This is a genomic window from Spirochaetae bacterium HGW-Spirochaetae-1 (assembly GCA_002839375.1).
GTDB lineage: Bacteria > Spirochaetota > UBA4802 > UBA4802 > UBA5550 > PGXY01.
Genome location: PGXY01000004.1, coordinates 312164 through 330299, shown reverse-complemented (window position 1 = coordinate 330299; position 18136 = coordinate 312164). Strand labels below are relative to the sequence as shown.

At 49.1% G+C, this 18136-nt stretch carries 16 protein-coding genes; 6 read left to right on the top strand and 10 right to left on the bottom strand.

Annotated features, from left to right (window positions below):
* The first annotated feature begins 24 nt into the window (after positions 1-24).
* The 4 genes from CVV44_09305 (at position 25) to CVV44_09290 (ending at position 2863) form a co-directional block, all read left to right on the top strand.
* On the top strand, positions 25-369 hold the full coding sequence (locus CVV44_09305) for a hypothetical protein (protein ID PKL39052.1): 345 nt from the start codon (positions 25-27) through the stop codon (positions 367-369).
* Between the two features lie 27 nt (positions 370-396).
* On the top strand, positions 397-2040 hold the full coding sequence (locus CVV44_09300) for a hypothetical protein (protein PKL39051.1): 1644 nt from the start codon (positions 397-399) through the stop codon (positions 2038-2040).
* 213 nt (positions 2041-2253) lie between these two features.
* Positions 2254-2475 carry a hypothetical protein gene (locus CVV44_09295; protein PKL39050.1) on the top strand — a complete coding sequence of 74 codons (222 nt, stop codon included), beginning with the start codon at positions 2254-2256 and terminating at the stop codon, positions 2473-2475.
* Entirely contained in the window at positions 2441-2863 is a 423-nt protein-coding gene (locus CVV44_09290) for a putative toxin-antitoxin system toxin component, PIN family (GenBank protein PKL39049.1), read from the top strand. The genes CVV44_09295 and CVV44_09290 overlap by 35 nt, the downstream gene beginning before the upstream one ends.
* 70 nt (positions 2864-2933) lie before the next feature.
* On the opposite strand, the gene CVV44_09285 is transcribed toward CVV44_09290, so the two are convergent.
* From CVV44_09285 to cysK, 5 genes are all read right to left on the bottom strand, one after another.
* Positions 2934-3539: a hypothetical protein gene (locus tag CVV44_09285; GenBank protein PKL39048.1), complete on the bottom strand. Its 606-nt coding sequence runs from the start codon at positions 3537-3539 to the stop codon at positions 2934-2936.
* Positions 3540-3947: 408 nt separating this feature from the next.
* The gene (locus tag CVV44_09280) at positions 3948-5825 is read right to left on the bottom strand and encodes an aldehyde ferredoxin oxidoreductase (protein ID PKL39047.1); all 1878 of its coding nucleotides are present in this window, start codon (positions 5823-5825) and stop codon (positions 3948-3950) included.
* Between the two features lie 260 nt (positions 5826-6085).
* A complete protein-coding gene (locus CVV44_09275; protein ID PKL39046.1) occupies positions 6086-6517 on the bottom strand; it encodes a hypothetical protein in 432 nt (143 codons plus the stop codon).
* An 80-nt stretch (positions 6518-6597) separates the two neighbouring features.
* Positions 6598-7881, bottom strand: coding sequence for an O-acetylhomoserine aminocarboxypropyltransferase (locus CVV44_09270; GenBank protein ID PKL39045.1), 1284 nt, complete (start codon positions 7879-7881; stop codon positions 6598-6600).
* Between the two features lie 51 nt (positions 7882-7932).
* Positions 7933-8868, bottom strand: a complete 936-nt coding sequence (gene cysK, locus CVV44_09265) for a cysteine synthase A (GenBank protein PKL39044.1) — start codon at positions 8866-8868, stop codon at positions 7933-7935.
* A gap of 248 nt (positions 8869-9116) precedes the next feature.
* Here cysK and CVV44_09260 point away from each other — a divergent pair, with 248 nt between their 5' ends.
* Positions 9117-10766 carry a hypothetical protein gene (locus tag CVV44_09260; protein ID PKL39043.1) on the top strand — a complete coding sequence of 550 codons (1650 nt, stop codon included), beginning with the start codon at positions 9117-9119 and terminating at the stop codon, positions 10764-10766.
* Between the two features lie 118 nt (positions 10767-10884).
* Here the strand turns inward: CVV44_09260 and CVV44_09255 are convergent, their stop codons facing one another.
* The 4 genes from CVV44_09255 to CVV44_09240 form a co-directional block, all read right to left on the bottom strand.
* The gene (locus tag CVV44_09255; GenBank protein ID PKL39256.1) at positions 10885-13641 is read right to left on the bottom strand and encodes a preprotein translocase subunit SecA; all 2757 of its coding nucleotides are present in this window, start codon (positions 13639-13641) and stop codon (positions 10885-10887) included.
* Positions 13642-13834: 193 nt separating this feature from the next.
* Complete coding sequence (locus CVV44_09250) at positions 13835-14167, bottom strand: hypothetical protein (protein PKL39042.1); 333 nt, start codon at positions 14165-14167, stop codon at positions 13835-13837.
* Between the two features lie 116 nt (positions 14168-14283).
* Positions 14284-14886 carry a DedA family protein gene (locus CVV44_09245; GenBank protein PKL39255.1) on the bottom strand — a complete coding sequence of 201 codons (603 nt, stop codon included), beginning with the start codon at positions 14884-14886 and terminating at the stop codon, positions 14284-14286.
* A gap of 116 nt (positions 14887-15002) precedes the next feature.
* Complete coding sequence (locus tag CVV44_09240; GenBank protein ID PKL39041.1) at positions 15003-16418, bottom strand: hypothetical protein; 1416 nt, start codon at positions 16416-16418, stop codon at positions 15003-15005.
* A 197-nt stretch (positions 16419-16615) separates the two neighbouring features.
* Between CVV44_09240 and CVV44_09235 the strand changes: the two genes are divergently transcribed.
* Positions 16616-17236 (top strand): peptidase, encoded by a 621-nt coding sequence (locus CVV44_09235; GenBank protein ID PKL39040.1) that lies wholly within the window; start codon positions 16616-16618, stop codon positions 17234-17236.
* 36 nt (positions 17237-17272) lie between these two features.
* Here CVV44_09235 and CVV44_09230 read toward each other — a convergent pair whose 3' ends face one another.
* Positions 17273-18088, bottom strand: a complete 816-nt coding sequence (locus tag CVV44_09230) for a short chain dehydrogenase (protein PKL39039.1) — start codon at positions 18086-18088, stop codon at positions 17273-17275.
* Positions 18089-18136: the final 48 nt, after the last annotated feature.

Genomic DNA, 18136 nt, shown 5'->3' with positions numbered 1-18136 from the left:
TTTTATTTATGGCAGGATATTTCCATGAAGTTCTATTTTCTCCAGACCACGGGCGACCTGAACAACGAGAACCAGCTTTTCCTGGAAAGCCCGCCTGAAGAGATGGGTATTCTGGATTACTATACTGCCGTAGGTAAACGCCTGGGCCGGATCTTTTCCGGGGAGGCTCTGACCCTCCATGCAGCCAGATCCGGTTCCGGCTGCGGTATTCACCACATCATAGTCAATTCCCGGGGATACTTCCTGGGGTCAGAGCCGTATCATAGGCGACGCAGAGGGGAAAATTCTCTCCATGGTCTGATAAATATTGGAAAAGCAAAAATAAAATATTTGAAAATAACTGTACGTTTATTTTTACTGTATATATAGTGCTGCAATACGGAGCAAATTTAATCAATGGATAAAACCGAAATTCTCTTTTTTGACCCACGAGCAACCGATGAAGGAAAAGCCCTCTCCTTCATGAGGGAGCAGGGATTCAGCATATCACCGGTGTATAATACTGAATCATTCAGGGAGCTCATTACCGGAAATACCGACAAGATCATCATCGTGAATCTTTCCCGAAAATGCATTCCCGACGATATTCAGACCCTGGCCGCATTTCTCATGGACCATGACCTTCCCCTGCTGTTTATTGTCGGCGATAATACCGGCCCGGAACTGCTGCAGAAATCGGAATCCCTGATCTCCTGCGGATACATACCGGAATCCCATATCGCTACTCTTCTTCCCATGGCAATCCGTTCAGCCCTTTCGCAACATAACAGGCAGAAAGACCGGCTCAATGAACTGGAAACCGACCGGGATCTGCTCGACCTCTTTCTGGAACACAGCCCCAGCTATGTATTTTTTAAAGACGACCATATCCGTTCCCTTAAACTGAGTAAAAACTATGAAACAATGATCGGCCGGCCCATAGAAGAACTGCTGGGAAAAACCATGTTCGACCTCTTCCCTTCGGACCTGGCAAAAGGCATGGTGGCCGATGATGAGAGGATCCTGCAGGAAGGAAAACCCCTGGAAGTGGTGGAGGAGCTTGATGGGCGCTATTATTCAACGACAAAGTTCCCCATCATCCGTAAAGACCATCCGCCACTCCTGGCGGGATTCACCATCGACATCACCCCTCAGAAAATGACGGAACGCGCACTGCGGGAATCTGAGATGAAACACCGTCTCCTCTTTGAATCGACACGTGACGCAGTAATGATTCTTGAAAATGACTCTTTCGTGGACTGCAACGAGGCAACGCTGACCATGTTCCGGTGCGACAGCCGGGAACAGTTTATCAATCATCACCCCTATGACTTTTCTCCTCCTGAACAGCCCGGCGGTGAAAATTCCGTCAAGCTGTCGCGTGAACACATACAAAAAGCCATGGACAGGGGAAGTCATCTCTTCGAATGGACGCACCGAAGACGAGATGGTGATATATTCCCCGCCGAGATCATGCTCAGCGTACTCGACCTGGGAGGTAAAAAATACATACAGTCCCTGGTGCGCGATATAACCCAGCGTAAGAGCCATGAGAACAGGCTGAAGTACCTGGCTGCCACGGACCCCCTAACCAGTATCGACAACCGCCGAAGCTTCTTCGAAAAAGCTGAATACGAGATCAGCAGGTCACGGCGTTACAGCTATCCCCTGTCATTCCTCATGATGGACGTGGACCACTTCAAGAGCATTAATGATGCCCACGGGCACTTCTTCGGCGATATGGTACTGCGGAGCCTGGTGGAAAAAACCCGCCAGGTTTTGCGGGAAAGTGATATTCTGGGACGTATGGGTGGCGAGGAATTCGCCGTGGTTCTCATCGACACCGACCGGGACAGAGCCCTGGATGTGGCCCAGCGCCTCAGAAACGAGATTTCCACAACGCGCGTATCCCTGGACAACATCACAGCGGATTTCACGGTCAGTATAGGGCTCACGTCCCTCATGGAAAACGATGATAATGCCCACGATTCGCTAAAAAGGGCCGATGCGGCCATGTATCGCGCCAAAGAGATGGGCCGGGACCGGGTGCATTTTCAGTAACGGGTATGCCTTTCGGCCTTCGGTCCATCTTTGATTTTTCTGTTCCATGTAATCCCTCTTAAAATATTGCTTATTACATGTCCAGTTTTTACGGAGAACGGTATATCTTTGCCAGAGTCTCGATTAAAATAAAAACAATCAAAAAAAAATTATAACTTGACCGTACTTTTTTATATATTATTACTATAATGAGTCCCGTGAGGAAAAATAAAGATGCAGATAAAAATGAATATAGACACAAAACAGATTATTGATGCGGCAGCTGCCATGCCCTTTAATGAAAAGCTAAAGCTGTACGATACAATAAAAGATGAAATTATCCAATATCGTATTGAAAATCTTTTTAAAGAATTCAGATCGGACGAAATTTCCGACGAAGAGATTACTGCGATAGTTGAAAATGTCAGATCAGAACGTAATAAAAGTCGTCGTTGATACCAACCTCTGGATAAGCATGCTCGTTGGCAGGAACCTGGCCACACTGCAAAAAATGTTAGTAAATGGAAATATCCGGTTAATTTTCTCCGAAGAATTATTTGAAGAAATTATTAAAGTCCTCGAGTATCCCCGCATACAAAAAATAATACCTGCCATTAAATTCTATGAGCTGATTTCATTACTGGGTGAAAAAATTAAGATTATTAAACCAGACTGCGCTATCAAAGACTGCAGGGATGAAAAAGATAACTTCCTGCTTGAACTTGCTGTTTCAGCTAATGCTGACTATCTTATTACCGGGGATAAAGACCTTCTTGTCCTGAATCCATATCACAATATAAAAATAGTAACAGCCCTGGAATTTGAAAAAAGATTGGCCGAATAAATTTATTTATCTTTCGAAATAAAATTTTTTCCCGTTTTTGCGTATGTAAGACTCCATGATATATATGATATTATTCCAGCTCCACGCAACGGATGCTGACGCCGTTTTCATCTTTGATGGTCTTGTTGCGCATGGGTTCCTTGATGTATTTTTCTATGAAGGGTAAGAGGGAGTCGTTTCTGATATTACCAGATAAATCACCACCATATTTCATAAAAATCTCAGATATTGTTTTATTAAACTTATAATAATTATCAATACCAAAATAGTCCTCAATAGTAAAATTACCATTTTTAAATGAAGCAATTTCTACAGTATCATTGGCACCAGTTGTCAGCTTATTTACTGGAGAACTATTTAACATAAAACTCAGGTAATTGTCTTTAAATGTTAATGTTAAATCAACCTTATATGAGAATCTAGCAGCATGATCTTCTCTTATTACAGTCCTTTGAGTTATATTTTCGATGAAGTCTTGAATAACCTTTCGATTAATAATTGTTATTTCACATTTGTTTATTCCATCGCTGCTCATTAACGAAATCTTTTGGACATCTCCAGCTTTTATATTCCTAATTGAATGAAAGAAATCATCGATTATTTTTTGTGCCTCTTTCTCTCCTTCATATTCTGCATAGAAAAAAAGCCCGATGAATATAACAACAAGGGGAATCATGATAAACCGGAATACACGGAGCTGATTCTCTGATAATATAAATTTTCTCATATATCTTTATGCTTCATAATGTAAAAAATGGCTCTAAAATATTATTCATAATATTTACTTTGCCTGATAATAGTTTTATCAGGTTTAAGTTAAAAGTTGATTTTGCTAAATTCAGGAGTACGTCCAACAGATGCAACTAGTAATATAGTATCCACATTTGTTTGATTTACTTCTCACCTTTAATCCCTGGGTGCAACCGCGGGCATCCCCCTTGTCATGGAACAAGAAAATTGGCATACCCTGAATAAGATGTCAATTATTTATCCCGAACAATAAAACAGTGGAGCCGCGCAAATTGTAAATAGCGCTTACAATGTGCCTGGTGCTACAAGCAGGATATTTTAAAAGGTGATCCCCTCACCGGAACTCCCTTAATGACTCCGTAATCCCCTTGTGCACCTCGTACCAGAAGGAAAGCGCGGCCTCGCCGGGGTCGCGGTCAAAGAACTCAATCCAGGTCTGCAGTACCGGATCTTTATTCCCTTCCACATCGCGTTTCCTTTTCAGGAACCGGTGGATAAAATCCACATTGCGTTTCGACTCCCAGTAAATTGATGAATTCCTGCTGTTGATCCGCGCAGCGGTAAAGGAGATACTGGAGAGATACTCATCCTTCATGCCGTAGAGGGATTCCATGATTTCGGGAAGCATCTCCTCGCCCCAGCCCCGGTGGAAGCGGCACAGGCCCAGGTTGTCCATGACGAGCTCCTTCTTAAACCGGTCGGCGTTCTTCCGGCCCAGCTCCCGGGGCGGCACAAACTCGCTGCCGTAATGCATGTAATATTTCCCCATGATGGCCATGGGCGACAGGGCTCCCGGGGTCCAGTACTGGTTTGGCACCATCCACCCTGTTCTTGCGTAGGCATTATACACAAAACAGTCCATGACCGCCCCGCCCCGTTCCCGGGAAAGTCTGCGTGCGAATTTCCGCGCGCCTTCACTGAAGTCCAGGACCCCTTTCCTTTCAACAATGGCATCGAGGATAGCCACGCCGATTTCAGCGTTGTGCATGGAGTCCCCAACCACATCGAAGCCTTCGGGAGAAAAGCGCGGCACGCCGGTAATTCCCAGGTCTTCGGGAATAATATATTTTTCATGCAGGCATTCCATGAGCCAGGCAACAACGCCTCCCGCTGAAATGCCGTCGAATCCCAGCAGGTCGGCGTGATGGTTCAGCTTCTCGGCGGCCCGCTGATCGAATATCCCCGACAGGGGGCCCATGGTCTGGTAGGGCTCGTAGTCCTTTTTGAATTCATGGTTCATCTTCTTGCACACGGCACCGCAGGGCTCGCCGCAGGTCTTCTGCTGTTTCGTTTTGATGGTCTCTTCGTTGAACTGCTTCAGGTAGTGGTCCAGGACGAACTCTTTATGGATACGGAGACGCTCCTCCTCGCTCATATATATGCTGCGGTAATTGAAAGAGATCATGGCCCCGGCAAGCGTGGCGTAGTTCACGCCGAAGGTGCCGCCCGTTTCGAGTTTTTCCACGAAGCGGTATTTCGCCGTGGCCTCGATGTCCTTGGCCGCGATGCGCTTCTCGTACTTGTCCACAAACCACTGGTCAGCCACCTTCCGGTCGCGGAAGTCTTCGTCCACGACAGTACCGCCGTAGATGATGGCGGCGATATTGTGCTCCCGAAGCATTTTTGTACCGAATCCGCCGCGGCCCGCCCAGGTGTCCACGCAGCTGATTTCACCCTTTGTGATAGGCACCGAGGCGATGGCGCCGAAATCCGTTGCCAGGGCAGCCGGACCAACGGCCAGAATGCGGGGGTCTGTGGCGTACCGGTTGCCGAAGAGCCCGTAGGCATGGTCCATCATGGCATAGATGCCGCCCCTTCCCTGGCCCCACACCGCTGCAGGGTCCACGGGGCGAAGTTCCAGTTCCACCTCCTCACCGTGGAGCCGGTTCAGGTACATCACCGAAGGCACGGGCGCCCTTCCAGTCAGGGAAAGAAGGTTTATTCCCAGGTTGTCAAAGACCAGGGCTGCGCCCCCCATGGATGAAATAAAAAAGCCCCCCCAGCAGGGGGAAAATCCCGTAAAAATAAGACGATTTGTTCCGGGAAAAATGGACCCGGCCAGAAGCCCGGCACCTATATTCAGACTGTTATGTTTTGCCGAAAGATGCAGGCCCAGATCTACGGGACCGAAGAAATCACCCACACGGTACCGGTTCACGCGGTAATATCCCGATGCGGCATCCACCATGAGAACTTTCAAACTCGTGTCCATTTTCACCCCTCTTTCCGGAAAAACTGTTTATCACTTTTACGTAAAAGCGAAACGGAATGATACCTCAATACTGAAGATGAATAGAGTATAACAAAGAAATTGGGGAATTTTCAATACTATTTTTAGTTCCTGTTCTGGAAAGGGGTGATTTTGAATTTAAAAGTCCTTACAGGCATGTCTTTTTTCGATTTCCATGTTGCAAGATTAACGTTACCGGGGTTTCCTCTTCGCGGCCTTCGCGCTCTTCCTGTGAACTCATCCTAAATACAGTAGGCCGAAGTTCCGGAGTCCCTTCCCTGAACCAGGTCCTCCAGGGTGACGCTCGCAAGAAAGCCCGATATTGACCGGTCAAGCCTGCACCAGACATCCCGCGTCGTACATGAGCCGGACCTTCCGCATAGCTTTTCATTTTTTACACATTCCACGGGGGTGATACCTCCTTCAAGAATCTTTACGATCTCCAGGAGGGTGATCTTTGAGGGATGGCGCGACAGCGTATACCCTCCGTGGGCTCCCCTGGCGGAATTCACCAGGCTGGCCCCTTTCAGGGGAATGACCAGCTTTGAAAGGTATTTCTCGGAAATATCCTGCCGTGCCGCTATATCCTTCAGTATCACCGGCTCCCCTTCATAGTGAAGGGCCAGTTCATGCATCATCCGTACGCCGTACCTGCTTCTCGTTGAGAGTTTCATCGCCAATCTCCTGATATATATGGAACCGGTGACGATGCCGGTACTGCCGCATCGCCGGGAAAGGGTTCCTCCCGCAATCCCTACAGCGCCCTGTCCAGGGCTTCGATAATGTCATCGGAGTGCTCCAGGCCTATGGAGAGCCTGATGAGTTCCGGGGTCAGTCCTCCTTCCCTCTGCTGCGCATCACTCATCTGCGAATGTGACGTGGAAGCGGGATGGAGAATGAGACTTTTGGCGTCGCCGACATTGGCGAGATGCGAAAAGAGATCTATCCCGTCAATGAGCTTCACTGCTGCGTCATATCCCCCCCTGATACCGAAGACCACCATGCCGCCGAAACCCTGTTTCAGATATTTTTTTGCCGTATCATGGGAGGGATCGCCGGGAAGGCCCGGGTATCGCACCCATTCGACCCGTTTGTCATTGTTCAGAAATTCCGCTACTTTCAAGGCGTTTTCGCTGTGCCGCTGCATACGGATCGGCAGAGTCTCCACGCCCTGGATGAAAATCCAGGCATTGTCAGGGGAAATGGCCGCTCCCAGGTTCCGCAGGGGGACCGTGCGCAGGCGAAGTGCATAGGCAATGGATGCCAGCGGTTCAGGAAGATCATGGGCCCATCTCAGGCCGTGATAATTGGTGTCCGGTTCGTTGAAGAGCGGGAACTTGTCGCTTTTCCAGTTGAACTTCCCCGAATCGGTCACAATACCGCCGATGGCCGACCCGTGCCCGCCGATCCATTTTGTCAGGGAATTAATAACGATATCGGCGCCGTGCTCAATGGTCCGCAACAGATACGGCGTCGTAAATGTGGCGTCCACAACGAGAGGGAGACCATGGGCATGGGCGATATCAGCCACGGCCTTTACGTCGGTAAAATCAAGGGCCGGGTTGCCGATTGTTTCAATGAATATCAGCTTCGTCTTTGCCGTGATTGCCTTCTCGAAATTTTTCGGGTCCCTGGGGTCAACGAACTTCGTGGTTATGCCGAACTGCGGAAAAATAGCATCAAACATGGTGTAGGTGCCGCCGTAGAGATTGTTCGCTGCCACGATCTCATCGCCCTGGCCGGTAAGATTGATGACGGCGTAATGAATGGCGCTCGTGCCCGAAGCCAGTGCCACCGATGCGGCACCGCTTTCGAGTGCCGTCACACGATCCTCCAATACGGCATTGGTGGGATTCGTGAGCCTTGAGTAGATGTTTCCCAGTTCCTTCAAGGCAAAAAGATTCGCGGCGTGTTCCGTGTTTTTGAACACATAGGAGCTTGTCCGGTACACCGGAACGCCCCTGGACAGCGTAGTCGGGTCAGGAACCTGCCCCGCGTGAAGAGCCAGGGTTTCAAAACGATATTTTCTTTCGGACATGATACAATCTCCTCGCATGATAATTTCTGTAACCCGACCACAGAAAATCGGTCATTCCGCATCCGGTTCATCGAAGAGCCAGGTACTGAGATACCGTTCTCCGGAACTGGGACTGATAGCTACTATAAGCTTTCCTCTATTCTCCTCACGCAGGGACAGCTGAAGCGCGGCCCAGATGGCCGCACCGGAGGATATGCCCACGAGGAGCCCTTCCTCTTTAGCGAGGCGGCGAGCCACAATTCCGGCGTCAGTTTCTCGCACCCGTATTATTTCATCTATGATTGCCGTGTTCAGCACTTCGGGTACAAATCCCGCACCGATACCCTGGATCTTATGAGGACCCGGCTGCCCGCCCGACAGGACAGGGGAGCCTTCCGGTTCGATCGCCACAACCCTGCAGGAAGACTTCCGCTGTTTTATCACCTCTCCTATACCGGTAAGCGTGCCGCCCGTTCCGACGCCGCCCACAATAATATCAATTTGTCCATCGGTGTCGTTCCATATCTCTTCTGCGGTGGTTTGCCGGTGAATCTCCGGGTTTGCCCGATTATTAAACTGCTGCGGCATATATGCCTTCGGTAATTCCTTTACCAGCTCTTCCGCTTTCGCGATCGCCCCCTTCATTCCCTTCGATCCATCGGTGAGAACCACTTCAGCACCCAGCGCTTTCAGGAGCTTCCGGCGTTCCACGCTCATGGTCTCAGGCATGGTCAGTATGAGGCGATAGCCTTTGGCTGCCGCTACAAAGGCCAGGGCTATGCCCGTATTCCCGCTTGTGGGTTCAATGATGACTGATTCTTTCGTCAAAATGCCTTTTTTTTCAGCGGCATCAATCATGGCAAAGCCGATGCGGTCCTTGACACTTGATAGGGGATTGAACCATTCCAGCTTGGCCGCTACCCGTGCGTATCCGCCGTTATTGAGAGCGTTTATTTTTACCAGAGGTGTATTACCAATTAAATCCACAATACTATCAGCAATTTTCATAAATGCCTCCTTTTATATACTACCATTTTGGTCTATTTAGTAGTATATATTATTTTTATCAACTATTTTTCAGAATACAGGAAATAATTAGCTGTTTCAACCTGAATATACCCCGTTTTTATATATAAGTCCATTTTACTCCAGGCCCGGGAGCCAGCGATACGGTGAGTTAATGTATCTGAAACCCACCTAAAAACCGGCCTTATCTGCTTGCAAAAGAAAAAGTACCATGATATTATATTTTTCAAATGAAATATGAAGAAATGACGCAGAAGGAGCTCATCGAGCTCATTCAGAGTATGGACATCCTGGTTGATAATGCCCGGCTGACCCTGGAAAGGCTGAACCTCTATGCCGCAATTATTGAGGAGACCAGGGAATCCGTGGCGGTCCAGGATATCAACGGGAAGTATATTTTCGTCAACCGCAGCTATGAACAACTCAGAGGATATACAAAAGAGGAGCTTCTCAGCAAGGATTTCCACGATAACTATCCCCCCGATGAATTATCAAAGCGGGAGAAGGCCTTTGAGGAAATACTGGAAACGGGGTACTGGCGCGGCGAGCTTTCCTTCATAAACAAGGAAGGAACCGTGGTGCCCACCCTGTGCACAACGGTATTGCTGCGCGACAAGCAGGGAGAACCGCAGTGCGTTGTGGGTCTCATGACCGACATGACCGATAATAAAAAATTTGAGCGGCAACTCCTGGAGGCAAAGCTGGAGGCAGAAAAGGCAAACCGGGCCAAGAGCCACTTTCTCGCCAACATGAGTCACGAGATCCGGACACCCATGAATGCCCTTATCGGCTTCACCGATATACTTCTCCAGGATGAAACGGATCGGGCAAAAATCAATATCCTGGAAGTCATGAAAAAATCAGGCAATATCCTCCTGGAGCTTATAAACGGTATTCTGGACCTGTCGAAAATCGAGGCGGGAAAGCATGATCTGCTCTACAGGCCTTTCAATATCGTTAACACGCTCAAATCCATCAAGGAAATGTTCAATTCCATGGCTCGCGAAAAAGGCCTGACATATCTCATCAAGCTTCCTGAAGAGATGCCCTCTTCCGTTCTTGGTGATGAGCGTTCCCTGAAGCAGGTGCTTCTCAATATCCTGGGGAATGCCTTTAAATTCACCGAGAAAGGCAGTATCACTATCACGGTTCAATACTCTGACGGTCTTGTCTCCTTTTCCATCGCAGATACGGGCATCGGTATCGAAAAAGAAAAACAGGAGGATATATTCACGGCCTTCAAACAGGCTCATGATACCATCAGCAACGGATTCGGCGGAACAGGTCTGGGGCTGGCCATTTCACGTCAGCTCATACAGCTCATGGGAGGCTCCATCACCGTTGAAAGCGTACCGGGCAGTGGATCAGTTTTTTCCGTCACCATTCCCATGCCAGAAGCAGTCGAGGAGTACGATGAAAGCCGTCCCGGGATGCCCGGCTCGGAAACCCGGGACACCTTGCCCGTCCCGCCGCCAGAATCGTCTTCAACGAAAACAGAAACCATATATGACCTGAAAATACTCGTAGCCGAAGACAATGAAATCAATCAGCGCGTACTGCGAATGATGATCGAGAAGCTGGGATTCCGGTGCGACATGGCCGGGAACGGAAAAATAGCCCTGGAGATGCTCGCCGACAAAGACTATGATGTCCTGCTGCTTGACATGCAGATGCCGGTCATGGGCGGCGAGGAAGCCCTTGTGCGGATACGGCGGAATGAGGCCATGAAGGGAATTCACGTTATAGCCCAGACAGCCTATGCCATGAAGGGAGACGAGGAGCGGTTCATACTCAATGGGTGCGACGACTATATTTCAAAACCCATCGATAAAAAAATCCTTGAAAATAAACTTCTGAGACTCATGCATTCCAGAAATTAACTCTTGTTATGCGACACCATTTTTTCGTTATCGACCGCATATTTCCGTACTCATTGTTTCCCCCCGGTGCCGGGGAAGTGTACACACATACATATCCCCGGTCCGTCGGTATTGTCTCTCACCGCCGTTTCGCCCGCCGGGAGCTTTTCCGCTCAACGCCTCCCGTGGTAATACGGACCTTGTTGCCACTATTCCCCTTCCCCGGCTCTTTATCACCGGCATAACTGCCCTCGGAATATTTCATCTTCTTGTTATCCGACGCATACTCCTTACCTGTGAATTCCACATCGCCCGTCCCGTCACCGGTATCCTGCCGGGCCATTTCCGCCATTGCTTCCGCGGGCATCCTGAGTATAAATTGAACGACTCCCTGTTCAATATTCCGCATAACCTGGTCAAAAAGCAGTGATCCCTGTATCCTGTATTCTACCAGGGGATCGCGCTCGCTGTACCCTGCGGTCCAGATTCCCTCCCGTAGCTCATCCATAGCCAGCAGGTGCTCTACCCATAAAGCGTCAATGGTCCGCAGGGTTATCATTCCCTCAACACGGCTCAGTACGCCGGCGCCCAGCGCCTCCTTCTTTTCTGCATACTGCCTTATGATCCTTTCTTCAATTATGCCCGATAGTTCCTCCATGGTGAGACTATCGGGAAGAATGGATAATGCCGCCATATCCAGACCGAGCATGGACCTGAGCCAGCGATCTATTTCCTCATATACGACATGGTTATTATGTTTATTATCAAGATACGGCTCAAATTCTCTTCTGCAGAGATCCTTTATTTGACGCATAACATCGCCGGAAATATCATTCCCGTCAATGATTCTGTCGCGGAGACCATAGATATAGAGCCGCTGCGTATTCATTATTTCATCATAATCAAGCAGATGCTTCCGTATCTCAAAATTTCTTTTTTCCACGCCTTTCTGAGCCTTTTCAATCAACCGGTAAACATCACTGCTCCATATCGATTCTCCCTTCACCGCCGTTATTCCCTTCAACACATGCGGCAGATCCTTCGCTCCATATATCCGCACAATGCTGTCATCCAGGGAAATAAAAAAGCGTGATGAACCTGGGTCCCCCTGACGGCCGGACCGGCCCCGCAGCTGGTTGTCCACACGGCCTGCTTCATGGCGTTCAGTGCCTATGATGTGAAGCCCGCCGGCCTCGACAACCGCGCGGTGATTCCCGTCCCATTCATAGGCCTTCTTAATGATCTCTTCGGCTTTCTGCCGTTCCTCGCCGGGCATCCTGTCATAGACAGCCACTGCCGCGTCTAAGTCATCCTTTAAAACCAGTCCCCGGAAATCATCCCAGGCGGCCTTATCAATAACCGGTTCATACGCCTCCAGTTCATCGATATACGTCCTGCTTCCTCCCAGAACGATGTCCGTCCCCCTGCCCGCCATGTTGGTGGCGATAGTAACTGCCCCGGGTCTCCCTGCTTCAGCTATGACAGCCGCTTCTCTTTCATGATTCTTTGCGTTAAGGACATTGTGACGGATGCCCCTGCTTTTCAGGATTCGTGAGAGTTTTTCCGATTTCTCCACGGAGACCGTTCCTGTCAGTACAGGCCGTCCCTTGTTAGCCATATCTCCGATTTCACGGGCCACTGCTTCGAATTTTTCAGCCTCGGTCATGAATACCTGGTCCGTATGGTCCTTCCGTATCATGGGCTCATTTGTCGGTATAACGACCACATCAAGATTATAAATTATTCTGAACTCGAAGGCTTCAGAATCCGCCGTGCCCGACATGCCGGCAAGTCTCTTGTACATTCGGAAATAGTTCTGAAAACTTATCGTGGCATGCGTCATGGTCTCACGGGCTATTTTTACGCCCTCCTTGGCTTCCAGCGCCTCGTGGAGTCCGTCGGAATAACGGCGTCCTGCCATAACGCGCCCCGTGAATTCGTCTACTATGAGAACCTGGCCCCCTTCGACAATATAATCTACGTCACGCTTAAAGAGGCCATGTGCTTTGAGTGCCTGGCCGATGCAATGAACAAGCCCTAAGTTATCGACGTCATATAAATTATCAACATGCAGCATACCTTCGGCGCGCCTGACACCCTCTTCAGTGAACAGTGCAGTATGCTCTTTTTCCCTGATTTCGTAATCCGCTCCCGGCTTCAGCCTGGAAACAATGCCGTCGGCCAGGATATAGTTCTTCTGAGAATCAGGGGCCTGTCCGGAAATTATGAGGGGAGTCCGGGCCTCGTCTATGAGAATTGAATCAACTTCATCGACGATCGCATACACATGGCCGCGCTGCACGCGGTATGCCCTCGATACCGCCATGTTGTCGCGCAGATAATCAAAGCCGAACTCGCTGTTCATGCCATATACGACATCACAGTTATAGGCAATCTGCCGCTGGCGGACATCCATATCCTGCTGGATGACGCCGACCGAGAGGCCGAGAAACGTGTATATCCTCCCCACCCATTGCGCATCCCGGCGGGCAAGATAGTCATTTACCGTGATGATATGAACGCCCTCGTCCGTCAGGGCATGCAGGTAGGCCGGCATGACAGCCACCAGTGTTTTGCCCTCACCGGTCTTCATCTCGGCGATACGGCCTTCGTGCAGAACGATTCCCCCGATGAGCTGCACATCAAATGGCCGCATGCCCAGAGTTCGCACCGAAGCCTCACGTACCAAAGCGAAGGCTTCGGGGAGCAGGCTCTCCAGGCTAGCTCCGCCTTTCAGCCTGTCCCGGAATTCCCCGGTTTTGGCTTTCATTTCATCGGAAGACAATTTTTTCATTTCCGCTTCAAGGGAATTGATTCTATTGACGATGGGTCGTATTCTCTTCATCTCTCTCTCAAATTTGGACCCGAACAGTATATACAGTATTAAATCCAGCATGGCATTCTTCCTCATATGTTTGATATTTCCGTCAATTGAAGGGCCGCGGCTATACAATTTCAGCGATCGGCCTTTCCAACAAAACAGTACTGAAAAGGGCATGAACCGGTCATTATATAAAGCTTCATGTGCCGCTGCCGGCAGAAAATAAATGACACTGGTTCAGCAAAATGCTGTTATGTGAGGGAGGTGGTTAGAAGAATGTTCCCTTGGAGCGGATTACGAATTTTTTATGCTGTGCGTTCTGATAGTATTGAAATATACGTTTTTTAAAGACGGCATGATTGGAATTACCGATATAAAATGGACTGGGGAAAAGGCCGGCTGATTGTAAGACCCTGGGCTTGAAGCTGAAAGATGATGAGTCAACCTTTTTGAAAACTGAATATTCATCGTATTGAATTTCACCCAGGGATGACGCTGAATCACGCGGGCTGTCAGCATAGGCCCTCTGAACCGCCGAAATTGAACAGGCGATAAGCAGCGAAAAAAGCAGCGTTAATGACTTCCGTCTATAATGTATCATAGTATGATCTTTATCGAATACCTTTACGGCATTACCATTGTATTTGTTAATAAGTCATCTCGATTTGTTTCAGTTTTCCTTCAATAATAATAAAATATTTCAGGTGATGCGGCCTTTTAATCTGCCGTACTGTTATTTCCGGATTTTTTCCTCATTGCGGACCATAATATATATGCGCTGACAGCCAGCGCGAGGAATATGCCGGCATAGGTCAGTTCGCGATAATACTCCTCAAGCAATTCCTTTTGTGAGTAAAGGAAATATCCCATAAGACCGAGAATGATGTTCCACGTCAGGGAACCGGCCAGGGTATACAGAAGAAAGTTCTTCAGGGGCATGCGGGCAAGACCGGCCGGGATGGATATGAGCTGTCTTACTGCCGGAATCAGACGCGCCGTGAACGTGGAGATATTCCCATACCGGTTAAAAAACAACTCCGCCTTTTCCACGCCCTCGCGGCTGAGCATGAGAGCCCGGGCAAGTCTTGTGTCGACAAAGGCATAGATGATTTTTCTCCCGGCCAGTATGGCCAGGTAATAGTTAAAAAGAGCGCCGATCATGCTTCCCACAGTGCCGGCAACAATGACAAGGAGGAGGTTCATCTCTCCCTGGGCCGCCTTCCATCCTGCCGGGGGAATCACAACCTCGGATGGAAAAGGGATGAAGGAGCTCTCTACGGCCATGAGGAAAATCACTGTTCCGTAGTTGATATTGCTCATGTACCATCCGATTATATTTCCAAAAAATTCCCCTATCACTTCATCACCTCTTTCGTGAACAACAATAAATAAATGAATGTCTTTTTATTACTACCGGAATGTCTGTCAATACTAAATCAGGTTTGATCACTATCGTTGCCTTCCAGTTTCTTCGCCCTTTCCCCGATAAGGGCTGCGGCGCGATCCTCGTCGCGTCTTCCCGTAAATATGATGAATGCCCAGGACAGGATGGGGATAAGCCACAGAAGCGCGGCAAACTGAAAATCAAAAAAAGGAGTGTGTTCCCTGTTCAACAGAGCGGCTACGCGTACACCCATGAGGGAAATCAGGTATGCGCCGGCGCCGAATCCCATCTGTGCGCTGGTCTGAATAATGGCTGAAATGGTGCCGCGGTTCTCGGGAACATTAACATTCAGCATCATCGCTTTCTGAATGGGGATATGCACCTCGATAAGGGCGGCACCGGTAAAACCGATCAACACAGGCAGAAGGACCTGTGGGAAGGCAAAGCCCCCGGTCAGAGGAAGTGAAAAAAAGAGAAACAGGAGAAAGGTCCCCGCAACAGGCACGGTAAGGGCGAAATATATTGGATAGACCCTGTTCTTCTTTCTGAGAAAATCACCGAAAAATCCCCCCAGCATATCGCCGATGATGGTACCCGAAAGGACCAGCATGAGAAAAAGGGCCGCGGCCATTTCCGATATGCCCCCATGCGTGGCATAGGCATCCACCATGAAGCGCTGCACAAAGCCGCCGGAAAAAGTGGCAAAGAAACTGGCAAAAATGAAAACCAGATTGGTGGGATTCGTCAGAATGTTTTTTACGTCCGAAAGCTTGATTCGCTCCTTATATTCCCTTTTACCTTCTGCCAGCCTGTCATGAAGGCTCTTTTCCGCATGGCCGCGCAGGGGAAATCTGCCGTATGCCAGGAACAGTGCCACCACGCAGAGTAAAAGAATGCTCTGGAGAAAAAAAGATCCGCGCCAGCCCAGCATGTTTTCCGGTCCTGCCACGCTTCCCAGCACAAATCCGAATCCGATGCCCATATTGATTATCACCATGATGACGCCCGATGCAGCCGCCCGGCTCCGCTCCGTGAATATATCCCCCGTTATGGAAAACATGACCGGCACGATTCCGCCGATACCTACACCGGCAGCGGACCGCATGATGATATACTGATCCACGGTAACGGCAAAGGGAGCGACCAGGTATGCTGCGCCGCTTATGGCAGCCGAGATGACCAGCAGCGTCTTTCGGTTCACCTTGTCCGTGAGATAGCCGAAGATGATAAGAGCAATGGACGATACGATAGTTGTTCCCAGGTAGGCCTTACCCCCGATGAACAATCGTATATTACCGGGATCGAGGCCGAAGCTTTTGCCTATCTGCGTCAGGTTGGGTGAATCGAGATTCTGCTGGCTGAGAAGAAGGACCATAATGAGGGTTACCAGCCAGAAAGTGATATGAACGCGCGGATCAAGATCGCGGAGATCGCTTATAAAGGGGCTTTTTGTTTTATTATTGTTCATTTCAGTTTCCTCTTCAGTTTCCTCGCGTCGATACGGCAGAAAGGATCACCGGTATAATCCATAAAAGCAAGACAATTATTGAGAGTGATTCAATAAATGGATCAAGGCAAAAATGTATTGAAAAATGAAAGGCGTGCCATACCATATGGGAATACTCAGGTCATCAGATGATATTGCAAAAATTCAGGAAGTATCCCATGAACAAAAAAGCCCTCTCTTTCATCATGATATTTTTCTTTTTATCCTCAACATGCATAAGCGGGAAAAAACCCGTACTGCTCGACGGCGATATTATCTTCCAGGAATCACAATCCCTCCAGGGCGAGGAATTAAAGCTGGCGACAAAATCACGATACACACACATGGGCATCATATTTAAAAAGGGAAAGGATTCTTATGTCTATGAGGCGGTTCAACCCGTGAAGATAACCCCGCTCCGCCAGTTCACAAGCCGGGGCCTCAACGGACATTTTGTAATAAAACGTCTTAAAAACAGGGATGAGGCTCTGACCCCCCAGGTGATACGAAAGATGAAAGGAATAGCGACAGGTTTCCTGGGGAAAAATTATGACAGCGCCTTTCTCTGGAGCGACGCGCGCATATACTGTTCCGAACTCGTGTGGAAAGTCTATAAGCGCGCCGCCCATATCGAGGTTGGGGAACTGCAGAAACTCAGGGATTTTGACCTGACACATCCAAAAGTCCGGCAGCTCATGAAAAAACGCTACGGTGCGTCTATTCCCTATAATGAAACAGTCATTGCTCCCGTGCAGATGTTCCGGTCGGAAAAACTCTATATCGTTCAGGAAAATAACTGAAAACACACCGATAGAATAGCCGCCCGGCGTGATCTTTTACAATATCTTTTCCAACACCCTGTCATAGATAGCGGGGAAAAGGCGCAGAACCAGGGAACCGAGCTTCGCGTCTTTCCCTATGAGAACCCGGGTACTTTTCTTTTTAATGCCGTCGATAATGACACGTGCCGCCTCTTCAGGACTCGTGGCTGCCACCCTGTCAAAAAGCTTTATCAGCTTTTCCTGGTCCTGTTTTGAACCGCGCCCTCCTGCCGTTGATATGCGGGCCGTATGGGCAATATTAGTCTTTATCCCTCCGGGATGCACACAGGTTACGGCAACACCCGTGGCTCTCAGCTCCTGGCGCAGGGCCTCGGTAAAACCCCGGACAGCAAACTTTGTGGCGCAATAGGCCGATTGCTTCCGAACACTCAGCAGACCAAAGAGACTGGATATATTGACGAGGCTCGCTTCAGAACGCTTTACAAGATGGGGCAGGAAGGCCCTTGTGCCGTACACAACACCCCAGAAGTTAATGCTGAAAATCCACTCAAAATCCTCAATTGAGGCGTCCATCATGTTGCCGTTATGATTGACACCGGCATTATTGATGACGATATCCACGGAGCCGAAGCGCTTCATCACGGCGGCGGCAAATTTATTCACATCCTTTTCAACGGACACATCGAGCTTAGCCGTCATGACATCTACACCGGCACCCTTCACCAGGTCGGCAGTCTCTTTCAGGCCCTTATCGTTCACATCGGCTATGGCCAGGGCACATCCTTCAGCCGCAAGCTGTACGGCCAGGGCTCTGCCGATTCCCGATGCCGCGCCGGTAATCACGGCTGTTTTTTCCTCCATTGATTTCATTCCTTCAACCTCATGTTTTTTATGATCAGAATCGTACTGATATGGCGT